Origin of the sequence: Actinacidiphila acididurans, assembly GCF_016918855.1 — a bacterium.
Classification (GTDB): Bacteria; Actinomycetota; Actinomycetes; order Streptomycetales; family Streptomycetaceae; genus Actinacidiphila; species Actinacidiphila acididurans.
Genome location: NZ_JADKYB010000012.1, coordinates 148,315 through 173,597, shown reverse-complemented (window position 1 = coordinate 173,597; position 25,283 = coordinate 148,315). Strand labels below are relative to the sequence as shown.

The following is a 25,283-nucleotide window of genomic DNA, read 5'->3' as shown; positions in this document are numbered from 1 at the left end:
CGATGGCCACCGCACGACTGCGTGATGTCGCCGAACGCGCCGGTGTCTCGATCCGTACGGTGTCCAACGTCGTCAACGGATACGCACAGGTCTCCGAGGAGACCCGGCGCCGGGTGGAGAAGGCGGTCGCCGAACTCGGCTACCGTCCCAACCTGCTGGCCCGCAACCTCAAGCGCGGCCGGACCGGGCTGCTGGCCCTGGTCGTCCCCGAACTGGACGTGCCGTACTTCTCCGAACTGGCCAGGGCCGTGATCGCCGAGGCCCGCACCTACGGCTACACCGTCGTCATCGACCAGACCGACGGCGAGCCGGACCGGGAGCGGGAGCTGATCATGCGCGGCGCCAGCGCCGCCCTCTTCGACGGCGTGATCCTCAGCCCGCTGTCGCTGTCCCAGGCCGACCTCGCCCGGCGCGACGGCTCCGACCCGCTGGTGCTGCTCGGCGAGCGGATCGCCGAGAGCCCGTACGACCACGTGGCCATCGACAACGTGGCCGCCGCGTACACCGCCACCGAGCACCTGCTCGACCTCGGCAGGACCCGTATCGCGGCGGTCGGCGACCAGCCGTACGACACCGGGGAGACCGCCCAGTTGCGCACCCGCGGCTACCGGGACGCGCACGCCGCCCGCGGCCTGGCCGTCGACGAGTCGCTGGTGGTGGCCACGCCCCGGTTCCACCGCTCGGACGGCGCCGCCGCCATGGCCGCCCTGCTGGACCGCCCGGACGGCCCGCCGGACGCCGTCTTCTGCTACAACGACCTGCTGGCCCTCGGCGCCATCCGCACCCTGCTCACCCGCGGGCTGCGCATTCCCGAGGACGTGGCCGTCGTCGGCTTCGACGACATCGAGGCGGGCCGCTACAACACCCCCACCCTCACGACGATCTCCCCCGACAAGGCCGCCATCGCCCGGCTCGCGGTGCAGCGCATCACCGGCCGCCTCGGCGACGGCCCCCAGCAGCCGCCGGTCGAGCTGTGGGCGCCCCACCGCCTGGAGATCCGGGAGAGCACCGCGGGCAGCTGAGCGCCGGCGGCAGCCGTGCGGGGCCGATCGGCCCTGGGGAACCGCCGGCCGGCCCCTGGGCGCGGGTGGTCCGCAGGCCCGACACTGGCCCGGGTCCACGCGTACCCGCGGGAAGTGCCCGTGCGCGCACGGGCGTTACCGGCACCAACGGCGCCAACGGCTTTCAACCGCGAGGAGTGCTCCATGGCTGACCAGGCCATCGAGGTCGAGGGGCTCGTCAAGAGATTCGGCGGATTAGCCGCCGTCGACGGTCTCGACCTTTCCGTGCGCACCGGTGAGGTGCACGGGTTCCTCGGCTCCAACGGAGCCGGCAAGTCGACGACCGTCAGGGTGCTGCTGGGGCTCTACCGGGCCACCGCCGGCCGGGTCCGGGTCTTCGGCCTCGATCCGGCGGAGCACGCCGCCGAGGTCACCCGGCGGATCTCCTACGTGCCGGGCGAGGTCGGCCTGTGGCCGAACCTCACCGGCCAGGAGGTGCTGGACGCGCTGGCCGGGCTGCGCGGCACCCGTGACCAGGCGGCCGAACGACGGCTCGCCGACGCCTTCGCCCTGGATCCGCGCAAGCTGGTGCGCACGTACTCCAAGGGCAACCGGCAGAAGGTGGTCCTCGTCGCCGCGTTCGCCGCCCGTACCGACCTGCTGGTGCTCGACGAGCCGACGTCCGGGCTCGACCCGCTGATGGAGGAGCTCTTCCAGAGCTGCGTGCGGGAAGCCGCCGCCGCGGGGCGCACCGTCCTGCTGTCGAGTCACATCCTCGCCGAGGTCGAGGAGTTGTGCGAGTCGGTGACCATCATCAAGGACGGCCGGCTCGTGGAGTCGGGGCGGCTGGCCGACATGCGGCACCTCGCCGCGTCCGCGGTCACCGCCAGGCTCTCGCAGGAGCAGGCCGCGGTCGTCGCGGACCGGCTGCGCCCGCTGGGCCTGGCCGGCCCCGGCCCGGTCGGCCCGGACCTGCGGCTGAGCGTGCCCCGCGAGCGGATCCCGGCCGTCCTGGGCCTGCTGGCCGAGGTGGACGCGCGGGACATCACGTGCACGCCGGCGAAGCTCGAGGACCTGTTTCTGCGCCACTACCAGGTCGCGGCCCGATGAACCTGACGCGCCTGCTCCTGCGCAGGTACCGCGTGCTCATCGGTGCCTGGACGGTGCTCGTGATCGCGCTGAGCGGCGCCACGGTCTCCGGCTATCAGACGACGTACCGGACGGCCGAGCAGCGCCGCACCGCCGTCGAACTGGCCCGGCACAATCCCGCGAGCACCTTCCTGTACGGCCGCCTGACCGGCCCGGGCACCCCTGCCTCGATGTTCACCTGGGAGATCGGCGCCATCGTCACGGTCCTGGCCGCCGTCGCCGCCGTCCTCGTCGCGATCGCCGTGACCCGCGCGGAGGAGGACGACGGCATGCTCGAACTCCTGCGGTCCTGCGGGCTCGGCGGCGCGGCGCCGCTGCGCGGCGCCCTCGCGGTGCTGGTGCTGACGGCGGCGCTCTGGACGCTCGGCTGCACGGCCGCCGTCGGTGTGTGGACCGGGCACACCGACGGCGTCACCTGGTCCGGGGCGGTGGCCTTCGGCGCCGTCGTCGGCCTGACCTTCCTGGTGGTCGCCGTGCTCGCCGTGGCCCTCGCGCAGGTGGCGCCCAGCGCGGCGGGCGCGCGGGTGCTGGGGTTCACCACGGTCGGGGTCGCGTTCGCGATCCGGGCCGTCGCCGACACCCGGGGGGCCGGGCGGCTGAACTGGCTGACGCCGCTGGGCCTGCGCGCGACGGTGCGGCCGTTCGCCGAGAACCGCTGGTGGGTCCTGGCGGTGTACGGCGCGGTGGCCCTGGCACTGGCCGGACTGGCCGTCGCGCTGTCGGGCCGGCGCGAGTACGGCGCCGGGCTGGTCCGCCGACGCGACCGGCGCGACACGCGTCTGATCATCAGATCGGGTTTCGGTCTGGCCGAACGGCTCGCCCGGCGCTCGGTGATCGTCTGGACCGTCGCCGTGGCCTGCGTCGGCACCATGTTCGCGGCCATGGGCTCGGCGGTCGTCCAGCAGAGCCGGGACGGTGACCTCGGCGGTTTCCTGGCGTCACAGCTCGGCACCGGCGATCCGACCGCGGCGTACTTCGCCACCTCCGGGACGGTCATCGGCCTCACCGTCTCGACCTTCGCCGTCCTGTGCGTCCTCAGGAACACACAGGAGGAGACCGCCGGCCTGACCGCTCAGGTGCTCGCCGCCGGAACGCGCCGCTGGGCGCCCCTGGCCTGGCAAGTGGTGGTGACCGCCCTCGGCAGCGCGGTCGTCCTCGTCGCGACCGGCGCCCTCACGGCCCTGGTCGCCCCCACGGCCATCGACGGACCGCACGTGGCCGTACGGGCCTTCGGCTACGCCGTCGGACAGTGGCCGGCCGCGACGGCACTCGCGGGCTGGACCGCCCTCCTCGCGGGGCTTCGGCCGCGGCTGACCTGGCTGGCCTGGATCCCCCTCATCGGCAGCGGGGTCCTGGCGCTGCTCGGCCCCCTGCTCGGCGTCCCGGCGCGCGTCCGCGACCTCGGCGTCTTCCAGCACGTCCCCGACGCCGCCGCGGCCCACCCGGACCTGTGGCCGCTCCTGGTCCTCCTGGCCCTCGCCGCTGCCGCCGCCGTGCTCGGCGTCGCGGCCACCACCCGGCGCGACCTCACCACCGGCTGAATCCGGGGGCGGCCCCGTGCCACCGCCACCGGAGAGGCCGGGACGCCGGGACGCCGGGGACGCCGCAAAGGGCCGTCCCCGGCGCGTCGGCCCGTCGGCCCCGACTGCGCGCCTGTTGAAGCTGCTTACGGGCGCCCCGGGTCAGTCGTGCACGGGCTCCACCGGGCGGGGGAAGCCGTCGAGGCCGGGTGGGAGAGCGGTCAGGCCGGCCGGGGCGAGCCAGTCGAAGGGGGCGTAGACGGGGGCGCCGGCGCCGAGGTTCTCCGCGACCTGTTCGCGCAGGCGGTTGGTGGTGAAGCTGCCGATGACGTTCATCTCCGCGTCCCGGTAGAGGCGTTCGACCTCATGGCCCGACGTCACCCCGTACGCGCCGTGGATCTGCACGGCCCGGGTCGCCACCTCCACGGCCATCTCGGTCGCGTACACCTTGAGCAGCGCGAGCAGGTCCCGTGCCGGACGCCCCGCCACCCGCTCCACGACGGCCCGGCGGGCCAGCAGCCGGGTGGCGTCGATCTGCGCCCGGGAATCGGCGAGTTGGGCCTGCACGCCCTCCATGTGCGCCAGCGGGCGGCCGAAGGACTCGCGCTGCTTGGCGTGCCGCACCGATGCCTGGAGCGCCGATTCGGCGATGGCGACAGCGGCGAAGGAGGTCTTGAGCCAGCCCCAGGACATGCCTTCGGCGAGCGCCTCGAACGGCACCGGTATGACGTCGGCCTCGGCGACGTGCGCGTCGTTGAAGATCATGCCGCCCCAGGGCATGCCGCGCAGCCCCATGTGGGGGATGTCGTAGCGGCTGACCCGGGGCTGGTGCAGGTCCACGAAGGCCAGGCACCAGTCCGGGCCGTCGTCGCCGGCGTCCTTCTCCCGGCGGGCCAGCACGATGGCCAGGTCGGCGGTCGGGGCGTTGGTGATACGGGACTTCTCGCCGCGGATCAGGAAGCCGCCGTTCGGCCCCGGGGCGCGGCGGACGGACGTACGGTACGTGCTCGCGTCGCTGCCGGCCGTCCGTTCCACGATCGAGAAGGCCGCCGAGATCTCCCCCGCCAGCAGGGGGTCCAGCAGCCGCCGGTGTTCCACCGGGTCGCCGTACATCCCGATGACCTTGCCGCACAGCAGGCCGGACACGCTCATCGACCAGTACGTGCTCGGGCAGGCCCGGGCCAGCGCCTCCAGGGCCGCGCTCTGCGTGTCCGCGTCGGCGCCCGTCCCGCCCAGCTCCGGCGGGTGGAACAGCCGCAGGTATCCGCTGTCGGCCACCTCCTTCCAGCTCTCGGCCGGGACCCGGCCGGTGCTGTCGGCCTCGGCCGCGCGGGCCGCCACCCCGGGGAAGGAGATCGCCGCGGGCGCAGCCCCGTTCCCGGGAAATGCGCGGGCGCCGTCGGTTCCACCGATTCCGTTGACGTCTTCGATTCCCGTGATTCCGGTGATTCCGTTGGTGCGATCGGTGCCGTTGATTGCGTCCATGGCGTCCATGCCGGTGGTGTCCTTTCCCTCAGCCGAGTTCCAGCAGTGACGCCGCGACGACCGGGCGCAGCACCTCGGCGCCGCCGCCGACCGCCGAGAAGAACAGGGCGTCGCGGTGCGCGCGTTCGATCAGGCGGTCGTCCCCCAGGTCGTCGACGCCGGCCAGCCGGGACGCGCCGTCGAGGACGGTCCGCAGCGCCTGCGCGGCGAACAGCCGTACGGCGGCCGCGTCGGCGAGCGAGGAGCGGCCCGCCAGGTCGAACCGGCTCGCGGCACCCCGTACCAGTCCGGAGCTGAGCTCGCTGCGGATCGCCAGGTCGGCGAGGGTCTGACGGGCGGACTGGGAGTGGGCCAGCGGCCGGCCGAACAGCTCGGTCCGGCGGATGTGCTCGGCGCAGTCCCGGGTCAGCGCGCGCATGACGCCCACCCAGGGGGCGGTGGTGAACACCCAGTCGAGGGCGGCGAGCAGCGGCCCGGTCTCGCGGCCGGCGGCGCCCGGGGTGCCGACCACCGCATTGTCGGGGACGGCGCAGGAGTCCAGCACCGCAGTGCCCCACGAGCTGGTGGGCATCGCGGCCGGTCCGCCCGGCACGATCCGCAGACCGGGGGTGCCGGCGTCGACGACGAAGGCCGAGACGCCGTGACCGTCCTCGTGCCGGGCGAGGATCAGCAGGTGGTGGGCGACCGGCGCCCCGGGGACCAGATCCACAGTGCCGTCGAGGGTCCAGCCGCCCGCGCCGGCCGGCGCGGCGGTGACGGTGAGGGGCCGTGCGCCGCCCTGGGTCTGGCGCAGCGAGACCGCGCCGGTCCAGGTGCCGTCGGCCATCGCCGGCAGGTAGTGCTCGCGCTGCCAGGGCGTGCCGAAGGCGCGCAACGGCACGGTGGCGAGCACCGCGTGGGCGCCGACGGCCAGCGCGAGGCCCGGGTCACGGGCGCCCTCGCCGAGGCCCTCCAGCACGGCGGCGGCCTGGGCCGCGCTCAGCCCGCCGCCGCCCAGGTCCCGCGGCACCAGCAGCCCGGCCAGGCCGGCGCCCGGCGCTCCCTCGCCGCCGGCCCCGGCCAGCGCGGCGAAGAGGGCGGGGTCCCAGCGGCCTGCGCGGTCGCGCCCGGCCACGGTCGGCCGTACCAGGCCGCTGCCGATCCGGTGGCCCCAGACCTCGGGCCCGGGTGCGGACGCGGACGCCGCGCCGGGCGTGACGTCCGTGGGTCCGTGGTCTTCGGTGAGTCCGTCGTCGCGAACGGCGCCGGAAAGGACGTGCGACATCAATGTTCACGCACCTCTCTGTCCATTGGTGCAGCGGTTCAGCGGTTTCAACGAGTCTTCCGCGAAGGAAATCCCTGAATCGGTCCGCGGACGGTGCATGCGTGCCGGACGTCAGGTTAAGCGGAGCTCCGGGCGCTTATCGACGGGCCCTGGAAATGTTTTCACAGCGGAACGGAAAGTTATCGATCCTTTCCTCTCCTCACACCGCCTCAAGTTCGCTGACATCTCTCTGACATGACCCCCGTTGTCTCTTCACACGCGATCGACCAGCATCGACTCCGGCGCTCGGACCCCGTCCGGGCCTTTCGGAGCCTGCCGGACCGACGCGCCGGGTCCCGGAAAATACGCCGGACGAACCCAGAGGGAGGAAAATCAATGGTGCAGAACGAGCACTCGGGCGACCTTCCCGTCAATCCGCCGAGGCTGTCCGACGCGACGCTGCGCGATTCCGCGCACATGGCCGGCGTCGAATTCGGCCCGGCCCACGCCCGGGTCATCGCCGATCTGCTGGTGAAGACCGGAATCGAGCTGGTCGAGGTCGGCATGATCTCCGGCCCGACGACGAAGGACGCGCCGCTCATCGAGGCCGTGCACGAGGAGGTCGGCCCCGAGCGCAGCATGTCGTTGCTCATCGTGCGGGACCGGCAGCAGGTGGCGGGCGCGCTGGACGCGGCCGAACGCCTGGGCGTGCGGCACATCATGTACTCGATCCCGACCTCCGAGCAGCACGCGGCGCTGAAGCTCGGCTCGCCGAGCGCCAAGCTGCTGCACACGGTGGCCCGCTCGGCGATCGCGCAGGCCAAGGAGCGCGGCTTCCACGTGACCTTCAGCGGGGAGGACGGGGCGCGCACGCCGCACGAGCGGCTCGTCCCGTACGTGGCCGCCGGTTTCGAGGCCGGCGCGGACCGGTTCCGGCTCGCCGAGACCGTCGCGTACCTCTCGCCGTGGCAGATGCAGGACCGGATCGCGCCGCTGGCCGAGATCGACGGATCCGAGATCGAGATCCACTCGCACAACATGCTGGGCATGGCCGTAGCCAACTCGCTCGCGGCCGTCCGCGCGGGCGCCAAGTGGATCTCGGCGACCGTGGGCGGCATCGGTGAGCGCGGCGGCAACGCGCCGCTGGCGGAGCTGCTGACCTCGCTGCGGGTCATCCACGACGACCGGCGGTTCGATCTGCGGCACCTGACGGAGCTGTCCGCCATCGCGCTCAAGGGATCCGGCCTCGGCGACGCCTTCCAGTCCGGGCCCACCTCGCCGCACGCCTTCGCCTACGAACTGTCCGGCCAGCTCCAGCACCCCGAGGCGTACGAGACGCTGCCCGCCGAGGTCGTCGGCAACCGCAGGGAACTGCGGGTGCGGACCCGGCTGACCACGTCGCTGGTCGGGTGGGCGCTGGCCGATTCCGGTATCACCGTGGACATCCCCGAGTTCACGGTGTGGCTGACGCGCCGTCAGGAACTGGATTCCGACGTGCTGCTCGACCGGGACGCGGTCCGCAAGGCCGCCGAGGAGTTCCAGAGCGCCTGACCGGCCCGGCCCCTTCCCGTACGCCGATTCCCCCATTCAGCTCTTTACGCATACGAACGGAGACCCATGTCCACCGCCGCTGTCACCGGCGTCTGCCCGGAGTGCGAGACCGACCTGACCGTGCCCCCGCTCGTCGAGGGGGAGACCCTGTCCTGCCCGGAATGCATGCTCACCCTCCGCGTGGAGGCCGTCCAGGACGGCAAGCTGACGCTGCAGATGGTCGAGGTGCAACTGCGCGACTGGGGCCAGTGACATGGCCGCCCGTATCGCCGTGGTCGCGGACCGGATCGCCTGGGAGGAACGCCGGCTGATCGAGGCCGCTCCCGAGCACGGTCTGCGGATGGAATGGGTCAACGACGAGTCGCTGACGCTCGGCGCACCCGAGGCGCCGTCGCTGGACGGCTACGACGCGGTGCTGGTGCGCAGCCGCAGCTATACCCGCGGCGGGCTGATCGCCGGCCTCGCCGAGGCCGGCGGGCTGCTCACCGTGAACTCCGCGCCGGCCATCCACGCCTGCGAGAACAAGGCCGCGCTGCGCAGCCTGCTGCGTGCGGCCGGCGTGCCGGTGCCGGACTTCCGCCTCGTGCTGTCCCGTAAGGACTTCGAGCGTGCGGTCGCCGAACTGGGCACCCCCACCGTGTTCAAGCCGGTCTTCGGCGGCATGGGCAAGCGGGTCACCCTGCTCCGCGACGCCGACACCGCCTCGTCGGTCTACGACTACGTCGAGGACCTCGGCCACGCCTTCGAGCAGGCCTGCCTGCTGGAACCCTACCTGGGCGGCGTCTCCGTACGCTGCATGGTCGTCGGCCGGGACCTGGTCGGCGCCGCGCAGTTCAGCAGCGGCGGCACCGATTGGCGCAACAACGCCGCGCTGGGCAACTCCACCCGCGCCGTGCACCAGGACCCCGGGGTGCAGAAGACCGTCCAGGCGGTCGTCGACGTCCTCGGCGAGGGCATCTACGGCGTCGACCTGTTCCCCGGTCCCGACGGCTATCTGGTCAACGAGGTCAACCACGCGCCCGGTTTCCGGGGCGTGGCCACCGCGACCGGCGCCGACGTGCCGGCCGCCGTCTGCCGCCACCTGACGGCACAGCTCAGCGGGAGGCGCGGATGATCCGCGCGGGCATCGTCGGCGCCTCCGGGCTGGCCGGCGGCGACCTCATCCGGCTGATCAGCCAGCACCCCGAGCTGGAACTGGCCTTCCTCGGCGGTTCCTCCTCCGTCGGGGCCCGTCCCTCCGAACTCCACCCGGGACTGCGGCTCTACCCGCACCTGACCGTGCAGCCGGTGACCCCGGAGACCACGCAGGGCCTGGACGTCCTGTTCCTGGCCACACCGCCGCCCGTTTCCGTGGCCGTCGCCGAACAGCTCGCGGACCGGGTGCCGTCGATCATCGACCTCAGCGGCGCGTTCCGGATCCGCACCCCGGAACTCCACGACCGCTGGTACCCCAAGGCGGCCCGGAACCCCGAACTGGCCGAGCGGTTCGTCTACGGGGTTCCGGAGCTGGTCGGCGACCAGTACAAGGACGCGCCGCTGATCTCGCTCCCCGGCTGCTACGCCACCGCCCTCACCCTGGGCCTGGCACCCCTGACCCTCGGGCTGGGGATGGATCTGCCCACCGTGGTGGTCGACGGCAAGAGCGGCTCCAGCGGCGGCGGGCTCCAGTTGCGCACCGCGGACCTGCACCCGTACCGCAGCGGCGCGATCGCCCCGTACGCCCCCACGGGTCACCGGCACGCCGCCGAGGTACGGGACTTCCTGGAGCGCAGCAAGCCGGGCTCGGTCGGTTCGCTGAGCATGTCCGCGTACGGGGTCTCCCAGGTGCGCGGGCTGATGGTGAGCGCGTACGTGCTCATCGACGAGCCGGTCGACACGGCCGATCTGCGGCGCGCGTACCTGCGCTTCTACAAGAAGAGCCCGTTCGTGCGGGTGCGGCGGCACACCGAGACCCTCATCCCGGTGCCGGACCCCCAGGCGGTGCTCGGCTCCAACTACTGCGACGTGATCGCCCTGCCGGACGAGGAGGGCGGCCGCATCGTGGTGCTGGCGGCGCTGGACAACCTCGTCAAGGGCGCGGCGGGACAGGCCGTGCAGGCGGCCAACCTGCGGTTCGGGCTGGACGAGGAGACGGGACTGGCCATGCAGCCCGTGGTGCCGGCGTGAGCACGACGCACTCCCAGGCGGCGCCACAGGAGGCGGGGGCCGCCGACACGGCCGCGGCCGTTCCGGTCGTGGTCAAGCTCGGCGGCAGCACCCTGGACGATCTCGACGGCGCCTGGTGGGACGACCTCGCCGAGGTCGGCCGGCGCCGGCCCCTGGTACTGGTGCACGGCTGGTCCAAGCCGCTGAAGCAGCTCAGCCCCCGCTACTCCGATCCGTCCGCGGTGCTCCGCGACCGGTACGGGAACCAGAGCCGCTGGACCACGCCCGAGGTGATCGAGGACATCAAGACGGTCAGCGCCCGCCTCGGCGCGCAGGTGACCGACCGGCTCAGCGGCCGCGGTGTCGCCGTCGAGCGGCTGCTCGGCAGCGACGGGATCCTCGCCGCGGGTCCGGCCGAGCGCTGGTGGTGGCACAACCGGCAACTGGTCGAACTGGACAACCTGGTCGGCCCGGTGACCGGGGTGGACCCCGGGCCGCTGGGCGACCTGGTCTCCGGCTCGGCCCGCCTGGTCACCCCGCTGGCCCGCGACGCCGACGGCCGGGAGGTCAACTCCGACGCCGACCGCGCCGCGGCCGCCCTGGCCGGTGCGACCGGCGCCGAGGACCTGGTGCTCGTCACCGACGTCGCGCACCTGCTGATCGACGGCGAGCCCGTACGCCGGATCGGTGCGGCGGACGCGGCCGCGTTCCGCGACCGCGGGGCGACCGGCGGCATGCGCAAGAAGCTGCGGGCCGCCGGCGAGGCGCTGGAGCACGGCGTGCAGCGGGTGTTCATCGGCAGTGCGCCCGTCACCGACCTGCTGGCCGGCCGTACGGGCACCGTCGTCACACGATCGTGAGGAGCAGGACGTGACGCCACCGCGCGTACTCGTGGTGAACAACGGAACGCTGTCGCTGCGGCAGCTGCAGACCCGGCTGGAGGAAGTGGGCTCGCTCAGCGACGCCGTCCACGTGGCGTCCCTGCCCGACCGGCTGGACGGCACGTACCAGGCGATGGTGCTGAGCGGCACCAAGGTGCGTGCCTACGACCAGGACTACTACAAGCGCCTGGTCGGCCTGGTGATGGGCAGCGACGTGCCGGTGCTCGGCATCTGCGGCGGCCTGCAGATCATCGCCGCCGCGGCGGGCGGCCACCTGGCCGAGGGGCCGCAGCGGGTCGGCGGCTACGAGGTGCAGGTGGACAAGCAGGAGCCGCTGTTCGCCTTCGTCAAGCCCACCGTGACGGTCTTCCACCGCCACACCCTCTACCTGCGCCAGGCCCCGCCCGGGTTCCGGACGATCGGGCAGTCGGCGCACGCCCCGGTGGAGTTCCTGCGCTCCGACGACGGGCGCGTCCTCGGCTCGCAGGCCCACCTGGAGTTCCGCAACGACGGCCGGGAGATCCTGCGGGGTTTCGCGCAGATGTACTCCTGAACCGCTCAAGGACCCTCAGACCGTATTGACCGTATTGGAGGAGATGGCATGACTTCTCAGGACCAGCAGGAGCCGGCGTTCGTCGTCCACCTGAACGGCAGTGGAGGGACCGTCAAGGGCTGGGTCGTCGCCGACACCCTTGTCGACGGCCTGGCGATGGGCGGCACCCGCATGACCACGTCGGTCACCGAGGACGAGGTGCGCGGGCTGGCCCGCGGCATGACCGAGAAGCTCACCCTGGTCGGTCTGCCGATCGGCGGCGCCAAGGCCGGCATCGTCTCGGACGGGACGAACCGCGAGGAGACGTTCCGTACCTTCGGCCGTACCGTCAAGCCGCTGCTGCACGGCGGCCTGCACCTGGGCATCGACCTCGGCGTCACCCCGGCCGACCGGGCGCTGTTCTTCGCCGAGGCCGGCTACGACCCGCGCCGCCGGGCCCACGCGGTGCCCATGCCCATCGACTGGCGGACCTACTACGAGCCGCTCATCGACTGCACCGGCCACGGGGTGGGCGTGTCCGCCGTGGCCGCCCTGGAGGCCCGCGGCCGGCAGGGCTCCGCCCGGGTCGTCGTGCAGGGCTTCGGCGCGGTCGGCCGGGCGGTCGCCACCTTCCTGGAGGACCGGGGCCACACCGTGGTCGCGGTCGCCGACATCGACGGCACGATCAGCGCGGACGAGCTGCCGGTACGCGATCTGATCGCCGTCACCGACGAGTTCGGCCGCATCGACCGCGGCCGGCTGCCGAGCGGCGTCACCGTGTCCGGCGAGAGCGACGCCTGGCTGGACGTGGACGCCGACCTGCTCGTGCTCGCCGCCCAGAAGGACGCGCTGAACACGGAGAACGCCCACCGGCTGCGCGCCCCGCTGGTCGTCGAGGGCGGCAACCTCACCTCCAGCGCCGACGCCAAGCAGAAGGTCGCGGCCGCCGGCGCGGTGCTCGTGCCGGACGTGGTGGCGAACGTCGGCGGCGCCGCCGCGGCGGGCCTGGCGATCGCCCGGCTGGTGCCCTTCGACCTGCCCGCGGACGCCCGCAAGCAGTGGGTGTTCGACTGGGTCGGCGAGCGGGTCCGTGCCAACACGCTGGCCCTGCTGGAGATCGCCGCGTCCAGCGCCGGCGACCCGCTGCCCGAGCTGCTCGCGGCCCGCCGCAAGGACCGGGAGCGGTGACCACCGACACCCCGGCCCGCACGGCCCGGGCCGGACACGATCCCGTGGTCTACCGGCGCCTGGGCTGGTGGCGCGAGGAGACCTTCACCGACGACCTGCGCCGGCGGGCGGCCGCCCGCCCGCACCGGCTGGCCCTGGCCGCCCGCCGGGCCGCCGAGTCCCGTACCGACACCCTCAGTTACCGGGAGCTCGACCGGCTGGCGGACCGGTTCGCCGGCGCGCTGGCCGGGCTGGGGGTGCGGGCCGGCGACGTGATGGCGGTGCAGCTGGCGAACCAGTGGGAGATCGTCCCGCTGATCTTCGCCTGCGCCCGGGCCGGCGCCGTGATCTGCCCGATCACCCCGGACTGCCCGCCCGAGGAACTGCGCCACCGGCTGGAGCTGACGCAGGCCCGGGTCGTCGTCGCGCAGACGTCCTGGCAGGGCGACCAGATCGCCGCGCGCGTCGCTGCACTGCGGGACGGACTACCCGATCTGGCGCAGGTGTTCGCGGTCGGCGGGACCGCGCCGGAGGGGACCCTGGACTTCCACGGCCACTTCGTGGAAACGCCCTGGGAGGAGGGCCCGGACGCCTTCGGCGACGGGCGCGCGCTGGGGGCCGACGACCCGTACGTGGTGCTGTTCACCTCCGGTACGACGGGTCCGTCCAAGGCGGTCGTGCACACCCAGAACTCCCTGCACGCGGCGCTGCTCGGGTACACCGGCGCCTTCGGCATGGACGACCGGCTGGTCGTGGCGACGTATTCCTCGCTGTGCCACTACTCGGGCTTCGCCCAGGGGATCCTCGCCGGGGTGATGCTGGGCGGCACGGTGGTCGTCCAGGACCGCGCCGACCCCGAGGGGCTGCTGGACCTCGTCGAGCGGCACGGCGCCACCTTGCTGTACGGGCCGCCGCCGGTCCTCGCCGCGGTGGTGGCCGCCCAGCGGTCCCGGCCGCGGGAGGTCGGCACGCTGCGGCACGCGGTGATCGGCACCGGTCCGGTGCTGCGCGGGCTGTCGGACGCGGTCCGCGACGTGCTCGGCGCGCGCGCCTTCTCGCTGTGGGGGATGTCGGAGTCCGGCCCGGTCACCATGACCAGGCCGGAGGATCCCGACGGCTGGGCCGTGCACAGCAACGGCCGCCCGATCGAGGCCATGGATGTGCGGATCGACCCCGTGGACGGCCTGGACCCGGCGGGCGCCCCGGCCGGCGGTACGGCCGACGGGGTCCGGGCGGTGGGCCGGCTGCGGATGCGCGGTGCCGGGCTGTGCCTGGGCTACCACCGGCGGGAGGACCTGTTCCGCGGGGAGTTCGACGCGGACGGCTGGTTCGACACCGGCGACCTGGCGCGCGAGGACGGCCGGGGCGGCATCCGGGTGCTGGGCCGGGCCTCGGACGCGATCGTCCGGGGCGGCCGGGTCGCGCCGGTGCCCGAGCTGGAGGCGCTGGCCGCGGACTGTCCCGGCGTCGCGGAGGCCGCGGTGGTGGCGATACCCGGCGCCGCGGGCGAGGAGATCTGCGTGGTCGTCGTACCGGACGGCGGCGCGTCCCCCTCGCTCCCCGGCGTCCTCGCGCGGCTGCGCGAGGAGGGAGTCGCCGAGGAGTTCCTGCCCGGGCGGCTGGCGGTCACCGAGGCCCTGCCGCGCACCCCCACCGGAAAGGTCCGCAAGGCAGTGCTCCGGGAGCAGTACGCCGTCCGCTGACGGCGTTCCGCGGCGGGGCCGCCCCCTCGCCGCGGACGCCGCCCGACCGGGAGTGCGGCGCCGACCCGCGCCGCGCCCCGGCCGGGCGCCGACCACCGGACCACCACCCGCACACCGCCGGCCCACCACCCGGCCCACCACCGGCCGACCACTGGGAGACACCATGCCCGAACCCCCCGCGGTCACCATGTCCGCGACACTGGCCGCCGACGAGGCGCTGGCCCGCAGGCGGCGGGCCGGGGAGCACGTCGTGTCCCTGGCCTCCGGCGAGATCGGACTGCCCGTCCTGCCCGGGTTGCGCGAACGCCTGGGCGCGGCGGCGGACCGCAACGCGTACGGGCCGGTCGCCGGAAGCGCCGGCCTGCGTACCGCCGCCGCCGGCTACTGGGGGCGGCGCTCACTGCCGACCGATCCCGACCAGGTGGTGTGCGGCCCGGGCAGCAAACCGCTGCTGTTCGCCCTGCTGCTCGCCGTCGGGGGCGACGTGGTGATCCCGGCGCCCAGTTGGGTCTCCTACGCCGCGCAGGCCCGGCTGACCGGGGCGGAGCCGCTCGCGGTGCCGACCCCGCCGGGCGAGGGCGGGGTGCCCGACCCGGACGCGCTGCGTGCGGCGGTGGCGAAGGCGCGGGCCGCCGGACGCGATCCGCGCTGCGTGGTGGTCACCGTGCCCGACAACCCGACCGGCACGATCCCCTCCCGCGGTACGGTGCGCCGACTGGCCGAGGCGGCCCGCGATCTGGACCTGGTCGTCGTCTCCGACGAGATCTACACCGACCTGGTCTTCGATCCGGCCGACCGGGCGCACTCCCCCGCGCTGGAGGCCCCCGAGCGGACGGTCGTCACCACCGGGCTGTCCAAGAACCTGGCTCTGGGCGGCTGGCGGATCGGCGTGGCGCGGCTGCCCGACGGGCCGCTGGGCCGCAAGCTCGGCACCCGGCTGACCGGCATCGCCAGCCAGATCTGGTCCAGCACGCCGGCGCCCGTCCAGGAGGCCGCCGCCTGGGCCTTCGCCGAGCCGCCGGAGGTGGTCGGGTACGCCGCGGCCGGCCGCCGCCTGCACCAGGCGGTGGCCCGCGCTGTCGCCCGGCGGTTCACGGACACCGGAGCCCTGCTCGCCCCGGTGCGCGCGACCTGCTACCTCTACCCCGATTTCGAGCCGCTGCGCGAACCCCTCGCCGACAAGTGGGGCGTACGCGACGGCGACGCGCTCACCGAACTGCTCGCCGACCGGTACGGGATCGGCCTGCTGCCCGGCTCGGCGTTCGGCGACGACCCGAACGCCCTGCGGGTACGGGCCGCGACCGGCCGGCTGTACGGCGAGACCCGCACCGAGCGGCAGGCCGCCCTCGACGCCCCCGAACCGCTGCGGCTGCCGTGGATCCGCGCGGCACTGGAACGGATCGACGCGGCACTGGGCGATCTGGCGCGGTGACCGCGCCGGTTCCCCGTCCGCCGGGCCACGTCGTGACGGTCTCGACCGCCGTCCCGTACACCGACCGCTGATTCCCCGCGTCCCGGGCCCCGGGCGCGCTCCCACCCAGGAGGTTTCCCCGCCATGTCCGCCAAGTCCTCAGTCCCGACGTGCGTCTTCGAGTGCGAGTACCGCGGTGTGCGGCACGCCGGGACCGGCCTGCCCGCCGACGGTGCCGAGCTGACCCTGTATCCGGTGGCCGCGGGACAGCTGCGGGAGGCCCTGCTCGCCGGCGGCGGCCCGCAGTCGCTGGCCGCGGCCGTCACCGCCGGGGGCGCCCCGGTCACCGTCGCCGCCGACGACCCGGACCTGCGCTTCCTGCCGCCGCTGCTGCCGACGGACACCAACAACTCCCTGCTGACCGGCTTCATGGGCACGCACCGCTCCAAGTTCGACAGGGCGCCGGCCCCCGACGAGCCGTTCCGTGCCCCCAACTGGCTCATCAAGGGCTTCGGTTCGTGGACCCGGATGCCCGGCGAGACCCTGACCGTGCCCGCCTCCTCGGTGGCCCTGCTGGAGGAGCCGGAGGTCGCGCTGGTCTTCGCCAACGACGCCGAGGGCCTGCCGCACTACGCCGGGTACACCTTCGCCAACGACCTCAACGACATCGGCCTGCACCAGCAGAACCCCTGGGGCTGGACGCCGTACGCCAAGCTCTGCGACACCTCCATGACGCCCTGGCTGTTCCTGGACGAGCCCCCGGCGGACGCGAGCGGCCGGATCGTCATCGAGCGCGGCGGGCAGATCGCCTGGGAGGGGCCGTTCACGGCGGGTTCGGACGGCATCTACCACCGGGTGCCGGACATGGTCGAGAACCTGCTGTCCTACCCCGCGCTGCACAAGCCGGGCCTGGTGAGCTACCTGCTGCTCGGCTCCGACAAGGCGAGCTGGCACGCCGGGTTCCGCATCGCCGACGAGGACCGGATCACGCTGGAGTTCACCAGCCACGGCGTGGTGCTCTCCAACCCGGTCCGCTGGGCCAAGCCGGTCACCCCGGCCTACTCCGGCTGACCGAACGGCACTTGGCGGGGTCCCGGTTCCGGGCGGCATCGGCTGCCCGGAACCGCGACGCGTGGTCCTGTCCGGCGGCCGGCCCTATTCGGCGGCCGCTCCGACGCTGTCGGACCCGATGTCCTCGGACCGCGTGCTGCGTACGGCGTCGAGGTACGCGGCGATGGCGTTCCGGTTGCGGACCAGGAACTGGATGCGCTCGGTCATCCGGTCCCGCTCCTGCTCCAGCGTGGCGATCGTCTCCGGCGTGGCGTCGGAGACGTAGATCGCCCCGGGCTGGCTGATGCACGGCAGGATCTGCTTGATCACCCGGGTAGGCAGCCCGGACTCCAGCAACCCCCTGATCTGTCGCACCCGTTCGACGTAGCGCTCGTCGTAGTCGCGATACCCGTTGCCGGACCGCTCGGCCACGAGCAGTCCCTGCTCCTCGTAGTAGCGCAGCAACCGTGGCGAGGTGCCGGTGCGTTGCGCCAGCTGCCCGATGCGCATGTGATCAACACCACCCCTGATCCCTTGACCTTCACATAAATGGAAGGGTTTGAGCATACAAGCCATGACGAGTTCAGACACCCAGATACTGACCGGTTCCGCCGCGGAACCGAAGCAGGACCGCTTACCGTGGAACGCGCTGCTCGCCCTTGCCACGGCCGCGTTCATCGGCATCCTCACCGAGGCACTGCCCGCCGGGATGCTGCCCGACATGGGCCATGACCTGTCGGTCAGCGAGTCCGCGATGGGGCAGGCCCTGACGGTCTACGCCATCGCCTCCTCCGTCACCGCCATTCCGCTGCAGTCCCTGACCGCCCGCTGGCGCCGCAAGCCGCTGCTGCTCGGCGCGGTGGCCGTCATCGCCATCGGCAACCTGGTCACCGCGCTGTCCGGCAGCTACGCGCTGATCATGGTGTTCCGCTTCATCGCCGGCGTCGCCGCCGGCTTCATCTGGGCCCTGCTGGTCGAGTACGCCCTGCGGCTGGCGCCCGCCCATCTGCAGGGCCGGGCCATCGCGGTCACCATGACCGGCGTCCCGCTCGCGCTGTCCCTGGGCATCCCGCTGGGCACCTTCCTCAGCAACGTGGCCGACTGGCGGCTGACCTTCCTGCTGGTGACCGGGCTCGGGGTGCTGCTGGTGGGCTGGATCACCGCGGTCGTGCCCGACCTGCCGGGCAGCAAGCAGGAGAAGCGCGAGCCGATCCTTGGGGCATTGAAGCTGCCGGGCGTGGTCGCCGTGCTGTTCGTCGTGGCGGCCTACGTCCTGGCCCACAACATCCTCTACACCTACATCGCGACGTTCCTCGACGAGTACCACATGAAGGGCTCCACCGACCGGGTACTTCTCGTGTTCGGCGTCGCCTCGCTGGTCAGCATCTGGATCGTCGGCGCGCACGTCGACCGCAGGCTGCGCATGCTGACGCTGACCAGCACGGCGCTGTTCGCGGCGGGGGCCCTGCTGCTCGGCCTGCTGGCCGGCAACGACGCCGTCGTCTACGTCGCGATGGTGCTGTGGGGCCTGGGCTGGGGCGGCGTCACCACCCTGCTGCAGACCGCGGTCACCGACGCCGGCGGCGCGTCCGGCCAGGCGCTGCTGGTCACCGTCTGGAACGGGTTCATGTCGGCAGGCGGCGCCGTCGGCGGCATCCTGCTGGACAGCATGGGTCCGAAGTCCTTCCCCTGGAGCGTGCTGGTGCTCCTGGGCCCGGTTCTCTTCGTCGTCTTCGCCTCGCGGCAGCACGGGTTCCCCGCCGACCGTGCCCGGACGGCCTGACGACGCCGCACTCCCCGCCCGGGTCCGGGGCGGCGCCGTCAGGGCCCGGCTCCGGGCACCCTCACGGCGCCGCCCCCACAGCGCTCGAGGACGTCCCGGCGTGCCCCAGCCGGTAGCCGACGCCCCGGACCGTCAGGATCCAGGCGGGCGAACCGAGTTTGGCCCGCAGACTGCTGACGTGGGTGTCGATGGTTCTGGTGCTCTGCGCCCAGTTGTCCCGCCACACCGTGGCCATCAGTTCCTTTCTGGACACCACCGTCTCGGCGTTGACGGCGAGCGCGTAGAGGAGTTCGAACTCCTTCGACGTGACGACGACGAGGCGCTCCCCGACCCGGACCTCCCGGGTCCGGCCGTCGATGCGCAGCGGTCCCGACGAGACCACCTGGGGCGGCTGCTCGTGCAGCCGGCCGGTGCGGCGCATCACCGCCTCGATCCGGGCGATGATCTCCCGCTCGGCGCAGGAGTCGACCACGCAGTCGTCGGCACCGGACTTCAGGGCCAGCACCCGGTCCAGCGCGCTGTCCTGATTGCTGACGCAGATGATCGGGGTGTGCCCGGCGGCGCGGATGGTCCGGCACACCTCCAGGCCGTCGATGTCCGTGAGGGCGAGGTTCAGCAGAACGAGGTCGGCGCGCGGGTACTTCTCCAGCGCCTCCTGGCCTCTGCTCGCCGTCTGGACACCGTAGCCCTGGCGCCGGGCGACACCTGCGAGTCGCTCGGCCGTGGCGGCGCAGGGCTCGACGACGAGTACCTGCATGATGTTTCCCCTTTGACTCCGTGGCGGCTGAGGAATGAGCCGACGCGGCCCCGCGAGGCGACCGCTGCCGGTCCTTGCAGCAGGTCTGTTTCCGGCCGGGTCGGACAGCATGCCGGAAGCAGCGAGCGCCGAACGGACAGGCGGCACACGCCCGGAACGGCAAACGCGTGCGCCTGCGGTGGCCTGACGCCAGCCGCTGTCCCTGACCGGTAGCGCACGCATATGCGAATGTCAGACCCGAGCCCTAGGAAAAAACAGAACGCGCGGTTTGTCAACCCGATCAGTCACTCGTCGGTCACGGACCGTCGTTCATCGGCCAAGGTCGCGGCGACCCCGCCGCGCGGCCTCGGACGGCCCCGGTAGGGCCGGGGCGGCCAACAGCGCACCCTGGTCAGCACCCTTGCGTCGACCAGCGCGGGCAGTTGCATCTGCCAGAAGCGGGTCACCCACGGCTCCGACAGCCACCACGTATTGGTGCCGCCGAGTGCCTGGAAACCGGCCGTCGCGGCGACCACGGCGGCGGTCGCGTCGTACACGCAGACCCCGTAGGCCAGCTCACCGCCGTCTTTTGCAGACCGTAAGGTCTGTTCCACCCAGCTCCACCACTCCCGCCACAGCGCCCCCTCGGTGCCGCTGCCGTCCGTGCAGTGCAGGCGGAAGCCGGCCTGTATCACGAAGTCGCTGGTCAGCCCGTCGGCAAGCGCGTGCAGGGAATCGACCAGTTTCTGCATCGGCGACCCGGGGCCGGAGCCGACCCGGCCGGTGATCCGGTGCAGCGCGCGCAGCGCCGCCTCCTCGACGGCCTGGGCCAGCGCCCATTTGCTGGGGAAATGGAAGTGCAGGGCGCCGGTGCTCACGCCCGCCGCCTCACTGACCGTGCTCAGCGAGGCGGCGGTGTAGCCCTCCTCCGCGAAGACCTGGGCGGCGGCGAGGATGAGCGATTGCCGGGTCCGCACGGCGCGTTGCTGTTTGACCATGGTGTTTCTCCTCCCCGCGGAACCGTGTTCGCCCCGTTCCGCCACCCGACCCCGTCCACCGCACCGGACCCGCTCATCCCCGCGCACCAGCCGTCCGGCTCCCCCGGTCCCCCCTGACGCTGCACTGTTGCGACCGTACCCGCGGCCGTCACGAAGTGCTACCAAAAAATACCGCATGGGTAGTATGTTGTTCACCGCCGCGCCCGGTACCGGGCAGTCCGGACGCCGCCACGGCTGCTTCCCGCCGTTCACCGTGCACTCCCGGCCACCCACTGACCTGCGCAATCGCCCCCATGCGGGCGGTAGTTCACATGACTGCAACGGTACTGCCTGCCGGACCAGCGGGTCTTCGCCGTACGGGATCGCGTCCAGATGTTTCCTGATTTCGCCTAGCGCTCCCCTTGACCGCCTGTGAAATATAAACCGCCCAGTTCGTTTTGAAACTCGGTCCGGGCGGGAGCGCGCGGGCCGTACCCAAGGACCTCGACGACGCCGACAACCGTCGAAGAAAGGGGCACGCATGCCCGTGAACGAACTGCACGACACCCCCACCCGCCGGGCCGACGCCTTCGCCCGCCCCGGGGAGTTACGGGGCACCACCGCGCTCAGCGGGTCGCCAGCGGCCAAAGGTGTCACCGCGGTGCTGGAGAAAACCCTCACCCGGACCGTCCCCCGGGAGTACGTGCACCGGTCCGCGGTGGCCGAGGTGCTGCTGACCGGCTGGCGGACGCAGGACGAGGGGCACTTCGTCCTCCAGGCGCAGTGGCCGCGCTGCCACACCTTCTACGACGCCGACTCGGTCGGCGGCCACGACCCCCTGCTGATCGCCGAAACGATCCGCCAGAGCGGTCTCCTCGTCGCCCACGCCGAACTCGGCGTCCCCATGGGCCATCAGTTCCTCATGCACGACCTGTCGTTCACCGCGCGTCCCGACCGGATGCTGGTGGGCGGCGCCCCGACCGACCTCACCGTGGAGTTCCGCTGCGCGGAGGTCAAAAGACGGCGGACCGCCCTGTCCTGGATGCGCTACGAGACGGTGCTGCGGCGCAACGGGGAGACGATCGCGACCGGCGGCGCCTCGTTCACCTGCGTCACCGCGCAGGTGTACCGGCGCATGCGCGGCGACCGGATGAACGCGCGGGCGCTGCCGCTGCCGCGCCCGGTCGAGCCGGCCGGCGTCGGCCGGCAGAGCGCGCTGGACGTGGTGCTCTCGCCCGCCGGCGCGTACGGCCGCTGGCAGTTACGGGTCGACGTGCGGCACCCCGTGCTGTTCGACCACCCCATCGACCACATCCCGGGGATGGTCCTCATGGAGGCCGCTCGCCAGGCCACCGTCGCCGTGCTGGACCGGCCGGCGCCGGTGGTGCTCGCGATCGCCGGCACGTACGACCGCTTCGCCGAACTGGACCTCCCCTGTGTGATCGAGGCGTATCCGCCGCCCGGCACGAGCGGGCGCGCCGGCGGAACCGTACGGGTCACGGGCAGTCAGGACGGGCGCCCGGTCTTCAGTGCCCAGGTCACGGTCTGACGGGTGCCCCATCCCGCGGCGTCACCGGCCGGCCGTCGTCCCCCCTGCCGGGGCGAAGGCCGACCGGTGGTCGCCGGCCCAGGTGGCGAAGGCCCGGGCGGGCCGGCCGGTCACCCGCGCCACGGTGTCGGTGACGCGGGCCTTCGCGCCGTCCCGCTGCCGCCCGGCGCTGTGCAGCAGCGCGTCGGCGAGCCACCGCGGATGCCGGGCGTACAGCGCGGCCCGGGCGGCGTCGGCCGTCAGTTCCTCGAAGCGCAGCCCGACTCCGAGCACCCGGGAGAGTTCCTCGGTCTGCTGGACGGCGGTGACCGGTTCGGGTCCGGTGAGGACGTGCGTACGGCCCTCGTGCCCCGGCTCGACGAGCGCCGCGACGGCGACGGCCGCGACGTCCCGGGGGTCCACGCAGGCGTTCGGCGCCCGGCCGTACAGCGCGCGCACCACGCCCTCGGCGCGCACCGATCCGGCCCAGGACAGCGTGTTGGACATGAACGCGCGCGGGCGCAGGAACGTCCAGGCCAGGCCCGAGTCGCGCAGCAGCGCCTCGCTCTCGCGCTGCCAGCCGGTGATCGCGTCGGTCGCCCCCGGGTCCTCGACGGCTGCGGCCGACAGCTTGACCACGTGCCGGACCCCGGCCTCCCGGGCCGCCGCCACGAAAGCGGCGTCGTGGTCGCCGCCGACCCGGGCCGTGACCAGGAACGCGGTGCGCACTCCGCGCAGGGCCGCGGCCAGCGAGGCCGGGTCGCCGTAGTCGCCGGCCACCGCCTCCACCTGCGCGGACGAACTCGGGACCCGGGCGGGATCGCGGGCCAGGACGCGGACCGGCACCCCCGGCGGCATACCGCGCAGCACCTGTGCGCCGATCGTCCCGGTGACACCCGTGAGCAGGATCATTCACCCCTCCGTCACCTGGCCGGATCGGACAAGCCTTGTCGGCGCGACCTCGCGATAATATACGGGTCGGTCGGTTTCTCGGGCCGGTATCGCTTCTCGTGCGGATGACGGGTGCGGATGGAAGGGGAGACGCGCGGTGCAGGAACGGGCGATCGAGACACGGAGGAACATCCTCGCGGCGGCGGCCAAGGTCTTCGAGGAACACGGCTACAAGGCGGCGACCATCGCCGACGTCCTGGCCGAGGCCGATGTGACCAAGGGCGCCCTCTACTTCCACTTCCCGTCCAAGGAGTCGCTGGCCGACGGTGTGCTGCGGGAGCAGGACGAGCAGTTTCCGACCCCTGAACGGGCCGGCAAGCTCCAGCAGTTGGTGGACACCGTGATGGTTCAGGCCTACCGCCTGCAGACCGACTGCATGGCGCGCGCCGGTGTGCGGCTGACGCTGGACCAGCGGGCCGGCAGCATAGACCGCAAAGGTCCGTTCGCCCGGTGGGCCGACACCTGCCGCCAACTGCTGGAGACGGCACAGCGCCAGGGCGAGGTGTTCCCCCACGTCGTGGCCCTGGAGACCGCGGAGGCCCTGGTCGGCTCCTTCGCCGGCATCCAGGCCATGTCCCAGGCGTACAGCAACTACGCGGACCTGACGGCCCGGGTCGGCATCCTGATGCGGCATCTGCTGCCCGGCGTCGCGCACGCGCCGGTCCTGGCGTCGCTCGACCTGTCCGAGGACCGCGGCGAGCGGGTCTTCGCCGAGGTCCTGGCTCTGCACAGCGACGAGCCGGACCGCTTCAGGCGGGTTCCGGTGAACTGACCCCGCGCCGGGCCGCCGGGGCCGGTGCGGCGCCGGCCGGACAGGGCGGCCCGAAGTACGCGGTCAATGCCTCGGCGAGGCCGCCGGCGCCGGGGGTCCAGGCGATGTAGCCGTCCGGGCGCAGCAGTACGGCTGGGACCGGCTCGCCCGGCGGCGGGGCCGCCGCGGGCGACGCCTGGTCCGGGGTCCGGGGCGCCGCGGAGGCGGTCCGCACGACGCGCAGCAGCCGGGCCCACGGCGCGGCTTCCTCGCGGAGATCTCCGTAGCCGTCACCTTCGCCGTCATCGTCTCCGAAGAGCAGCAGCAGCGGCCGGCCCTCCCCCAGCAGGGATACGACGTCCGTGGGCCCGCCCGGCGAGCCGCTCGCGTCGTCGGCCGCCGGGTCCGCCACCGGCAGCAGTGACATGTTCGCCAGGAAGCGGCCCTCCCACGGCGACGGGCGGTCGGTGAGCGGCGGCGCGACGGTGTCCTGGCCGCTGACCTTCGCGGCCAAGTGCCGCCGCACGGCGTCCAGTTCCAGCAGCTCGGCCATCAGCCGGCGACCGCTGCCGAGTTCCCCCTCGGGTTCCGGCCGCATCAGGTCGAGTTGGGCCCGGGTGTCGGCGATGATCCGCTGTGCGACGGGGCGGCGCTCGTGGGCGTACGCGTCGAGCAGGCCCGTACCGGCCGCGCCCCGGGCAACGAGGGCCAGGCGCCAGCCCAGGGCCATGGCGTCCAGCACACCGGTGGTCAGGCCCTGACCGCCGATCGGGAAGTGGACGTGCGCGGCGTCCCCCGCGAGCACGACCCGGTCCCGGCGGTAGTGATGGGCCAGCCGGGAGAAGTCGCTGAACCGCGCCACGGCGGTCACACGGCCGAGCGGGACCTCGCGTCCGGCGATCCGCGCCACCTCGGCGCGGAACTCCTCCGCCGTCGGCGGCCGGCCCCGGTCGTGGTGCGGCCCGGTCGCGTCGAGGGTCCGTACGTGGGCGCCGCCGGCGGGAGTTTTCGTGACCACGATCCAGCCACGGGGCGTGTGATGCCATCCCGGGGCCAGGGCGGCCGGGTCGTCGGGCGGGTCCACCACCGCCGACATCGCCGACACGGTCGCCGGCCAGGCGTCGGAGGTGAATCCGGCCAGTTCCCGTACGGTGCTCCTGGCCCCGTCCGCCGCCACCACCCAGTCGGCCTCCCAGACCGCCTCACCGTGCTCTGCCCGCGCGGTCAGCCGGCTCCCGGCCGGCCCCTGGCTCATCGCGACGACCCGGTGGCCGCGGAACACCCGTGCGCCCAGAGCGCGGGCCCGGGCCTCGAAGCTCCGCTCCAGGTCGGCCTGACGGGTTTTCAGCAGCGGAACGGGCTCCGTGGCCGGAGCGGTGACGGACAGCGCGGGAATGCCGGCGAAGTGGAACCGGCTCACCTGGTCCGGGCCGTCGCCGGTGGCCGCCTGCCACGGCAGGTGGCCGCGCCGGGTCAGGCACTGCACGGCCCGGGCGTGCAGCGTCGTCGCCTTGGGGCGCTCGGAGACCGCGGGCAGCGTCTCGAGGACCGCGGTGTCCACGCCACGGGCGCTCAGTTCCGCCGCCACCAGGAGACCCACCGGTCCGCCCCCGACCACGACGACATCGGCGCGCATCCCCGACCTCCGGCCCTCCGCACGGCCCTGCCCGACAGCGCCATCGTGCTGCATGCCGGCCGGGCGGCGCCAGACGGCAGGGC

The 25,283-nt window shown here is 73.4% G+C and carries 23 protein-coding genes; 16 read left to right on the top strand and 7 right to left on the bottom strand.

Annotation, left to right across the window (positions count from 1 at the left end; translation table 11 throughout):
• The first annotated feature begins 2 nt into the window (after nt 1-2).
• From ITX44_RS22700 to ITX44_RS22690, 3 genes are all read left to right on the top strand, one after another.
• Nucleotides 3-1,022, top strand: a complete 1,020-nt coding sequence (locus ITX44_RS22700) for a LacI family DNA-binding transcriptional regulator (protein ID WP_205359158.1) — start codon at nt 3-5, stop codon at nt 1,020-1,022.
• Nucleotides 1,023-1,205: 183 nt separating this feature from the next.
• Nucleotides 1,206-2,111 carry an ABC transporter ATP-binding protein gene (locus ITX44_RS22695; protein ID WP_205359157.1) on the top strand — a complete coding sequence of 302 codons (906 nt, stop codon included), beginning with the start codon at nt 1,206-1,208 and terminating at the stop codon, nt 2,109-2,111.
• Nucleotides 2,108-3,691: an efflux permease Rv1217c-related protein gene (locus tag ITX44_RS22690; RefSeq protein WP_205359156.1), complete on the top strand. Its 1,584-nt coding sequence runs from the start codon at nt 2,108-2,110 to the stop codon at nt 3,689-3,691. The genes ITX44_RS22695 and ITX44_RS22690 overlap by 4 nt, the downstream gene beginning before the upstream one ends.
• Before the next feature lie 141 nt (nt 3,692-3,832).
• Here ITX44_RS22690 and ITX44_RS22685 read toward each other — a convergent pair whose 3' ends face one another.
• Both ITX44_RS22685 and ITX44_RS22680 read right to left on the bottom strand, forming a co-directional pair.
• The gene (locus ITX44_RS22685; RefSeq protein WP_205359155.1) at nt 3,833-5,164 is read right to left on the bottom strand and encodes an acyl-CoA dehydrogenase family protein; all 1,332 of its coding nucleotides are present in this window, start codon (nt 5,162-5,164) and stop codon (nt 3,833-3,835) included.
• 19 nt (nt 5,165-5,183) lie between these two features.
• A complete protein-coding gene (locus tag ITX44_RS22680) occupies nt 5,184-6,419 on the bottom strand; it encodes an acyl-CoA dehydrogenase family protein (RefSeq protein WP_205359154.1) in 1,236 nt (411 codons plus the stop codon).
• Nucleotides 6,420-6,794: 375 nt separating this feature from the next.
• Here ITX44_RS22680 and ITX44_RS22675 point away from each other — a divergent pair, with 375 nt between their 5' ends.
• The 10 genes from ITX44_RS22675 (at nt 6,795) to ITX44_RS22630 (ending at nt 16,859) form a co-directional block, all read left to right on the top strand.
• A complete protein-coding gene (locus ITX44_RS22675) occupies nt 6,795-7,949 on the top strand; it encodes a hydroxymethylglutaryl-CoA lyase-like TIM-barrel protein (RefSeq protein ID WP_205359153.1) in 1,155 nt (384 codons plus the stop codon).
• Between the two features lie 66 nt (nt 7,950-8,015).
• On the top strand, nt 8,016-8,201 hold the full coding sequence (locus tag ITX44_RS22670; RefSeq protein WP_205359152.1) for a lysine biosynthesis protein LysW: 186 nt from the start codon (nt 8,016-8,018) through the stop codon (nt 8,199-8,201).
• A gap of 1 nt (nt 8,202) precedes the next feature.
• Nucleotides 8,203-9,063 (top strand): ATP-grasp domain-containing protein, encoded by an 861-nt coding sequence (locus ITX44_RS22665; protein ID WP_205359151.1) that lies wholly within the window; start codon nt 8,203-8,205, stop codon nt 9,061-9,063.
• A complete protein-coding gene (gene argC, locus ITX44_RS22660) occupies nt 9,060-10,115 on the top strand; it encodes an N-acetyl-gamma-glutamyl-phosphate reductase (protein ID WP_205359150.1) in 1,056 nt (351 codons plus the stop codon). The genes ITX44_RS22665 and argC overlap by 4 nt, the downstream gene beginning before the upstream one ends.
• Entirely contained in the window at nt 10,112-10,954 is an 843-nt protein-coding gene (locus tag ITX44_RS22655; protein WP_205359149.1) for an amino acid kinase family protein, read from the top strand. The genes argC and ITX44_RS22655 overlap by 4 nt, the downstream gene beginning before the upstream one ends.
• A 10-nt stretch (nt 10,955-10,964) precedes the next feature.
• Complete coding sequence (locus ITX44_RS22650; RefSeq protein WP_205359148.1) at nt 10,965-11,528, top strand: type 1 glutamine amidotransferase; 564 nt, start codon at nt 10,965-10,967, stop codon at nt 11,526-11,528.
• 48 nt (nt 11,529-11,576) lie between these two features.
• Nucleotides 11,577-12,695 (top strand): Glu/Leu/Phe/Val dehydrogenase dimerization domain-containing protein, encoded by a 1,119-nt coding sequence (locus ITX44_RS22645; RefSeq protein ID WP_205359147.1) that lies wholly within the window; start codon nt 11,577-11,579, stop codon nt 12,693-12,695.
• On the top strand, nt 12,692-14,377 hold the full coding sequence (locus ITX44_RS22640; RefSeq protein ID WP_205359146.1) for an AMP-binding protein: 1,686 nt from the start codon (nt 12,692-12,694) through the stop codon (nt 14,375-14,377). Before ITX44_RS22645 ends, ITX44_RS22640 begins: the two co-directional genes overlap by 4 nt.
• A gap of 163 nt (nt 14,378-14,540) precedes the next feature.
• A complete protein-coding gene (locus ITX44_RS22635; RefSeq protein WP_205359145.1) occupies nt 14,541-15,809 on the top strand; it encodes a pyridoxal phosphate-dependent aminotransferase in 1,269 nt (422 codons plus the stop codon).
• Nucleotides 15,810-15,932: 123 nt separating this feature from the next.
• The gene (locus ITX44_RS22630; protein WP_205359144.1) at nt 15,933-16,859 is read left to right on the top strand and encodes a fumarylacetoacetate (FAA) hydrolase; all 927 of its coding nucleotides are present in this window, start codon (nt 15,933-15,935) and stop codon (nt 16,857-16,859) included.
• Nucleotides 16,860-16,943: 84 nt separating this feature from the next.
• Here the strand turns inward: ITX44_RS22630 and ITX44_RS22625 are convergent, their stop codons facing one another.
• The gene (locus tag ITX44_RS22625) at nt 16,944-17,348 is read right to left on the bottom strand and encodes a MerR family transcriptional regulator (protein WP_205359143.1); all 405 of its coding nucleotides are present in this window, start codon (nt 17,346-17,348) and stop codon (nt 16,944-16,946) included.
• Nucleotides 17,349-17,412: 64 nt separating this feature from the next.
• Between ITX44_RS22625 and ITX44_RS22620 the strand changes: the two genes are divergently transcribed.
• The gene (locus ITX44_RS22620) at nt 17,413-18,621 is read left to right on the top strand and encodes an MFS transporter (RefSeq protein ID WP_205359142.1); all 1,209 of its coding nucleotides are present in this window, start codon (nt 17,413-17,415) and stop codon (nt 18,619-18,621) included.
• A 61-nt stretch (nt 18,622-18,682) separates the two neighbouring features.
• On the opposite strand, the gene ITX44_RS22615 is transcribed toward ITX44_RS22620, so the two are convergent.
• Complete coding sequence (locus ITX44_RS22615) at nt 18,683-19,378, bottom strand: response regulator transcription factor (protein ID WP_236061304.1); 696 nt, start codon at nt 19,376-19,378, stop codon at nt 18,683-18,685.
• Between the two features lie 284 nt (nt 19,379-19,662).
• A complete protein-coding gene (locus ITX44_RS22610; RefSeq protein WP_205359140.1) occupies nt 19,663-20,355 on the bottom strand; it encodes a ScbR family autoregulator-binding transcription factor in 693 nt (230 codons plus the stop codon).
• Nucleotides 20,356-20,875: 520 nt separating this feature from the next.
• On the opposite strand from ITX44_RS22610, the gene ITX44_RS22605 reads away from it, so the two are divergent.
• Nucleotides 20,876-21,883 carry a ScbA/BarX family gamma-butyrolactone biosynthesis protein gene (locus tag ITX44_RS22605; protein ID WP_205359139.1) on the top strand — a complete coding sequence of 336 codons (1,008 nt, stop codon included), beginning with the start codon at nt 20,876-20,878 and terminating at the stop codon, nt 21,881-21,883.
• A gap of 21 nt (nt 21,884-21,904) precedes the next feature.
• Here ITX44_RS22605 and ITX44_RS22600 read toward each other — a convergent pair whose 3' ends face one another.
• Entirely contained in the window at nt 21,905-22,774 is an 870-nt protein-coding gene (locus ITX44_RS22600; protein ID WP_205359138.1) for an NAD(P)H-binding protein, read from the bottom strand.
• 136 nt (nt 22,775-22,910) lie between these two features.
• Between ITX44_RS22600 and ITX44_RS22595 the strand changes: the two genes are divergently transcribed.
• Nucleotides 22,911-23,585, top strand: a complete 675-nt coding sequence (locus tag ITX44_RS22595) for a ScbR family autoregulator-binding transcription factor (RefSeq protein ID WP_307795435.1) — start codon at nt 22,911-22,913, stop codon at nt 23,583-23,585.
• Here the strand turns inward: ITX44_RS22595 and ITX44_RS22590 are convergent.
• Nucleotides 23,563-25,200, bottom strand: coding sequence for an FAD-dependent monooxygenase (locus tag ITX44_RS22590; RefSeq protein WP_236061301.1), 1,638 nt, complete (start codon nt 25,198-25,200; stop codon nt 23,563-23,565). The genes ITX44_RS22595 and ITX44_RS22590 overlap by 23 nt on opposite strands.
• Between the last annotated feature and the right edge of the window lie 83 nt (nt 25,201-25,283).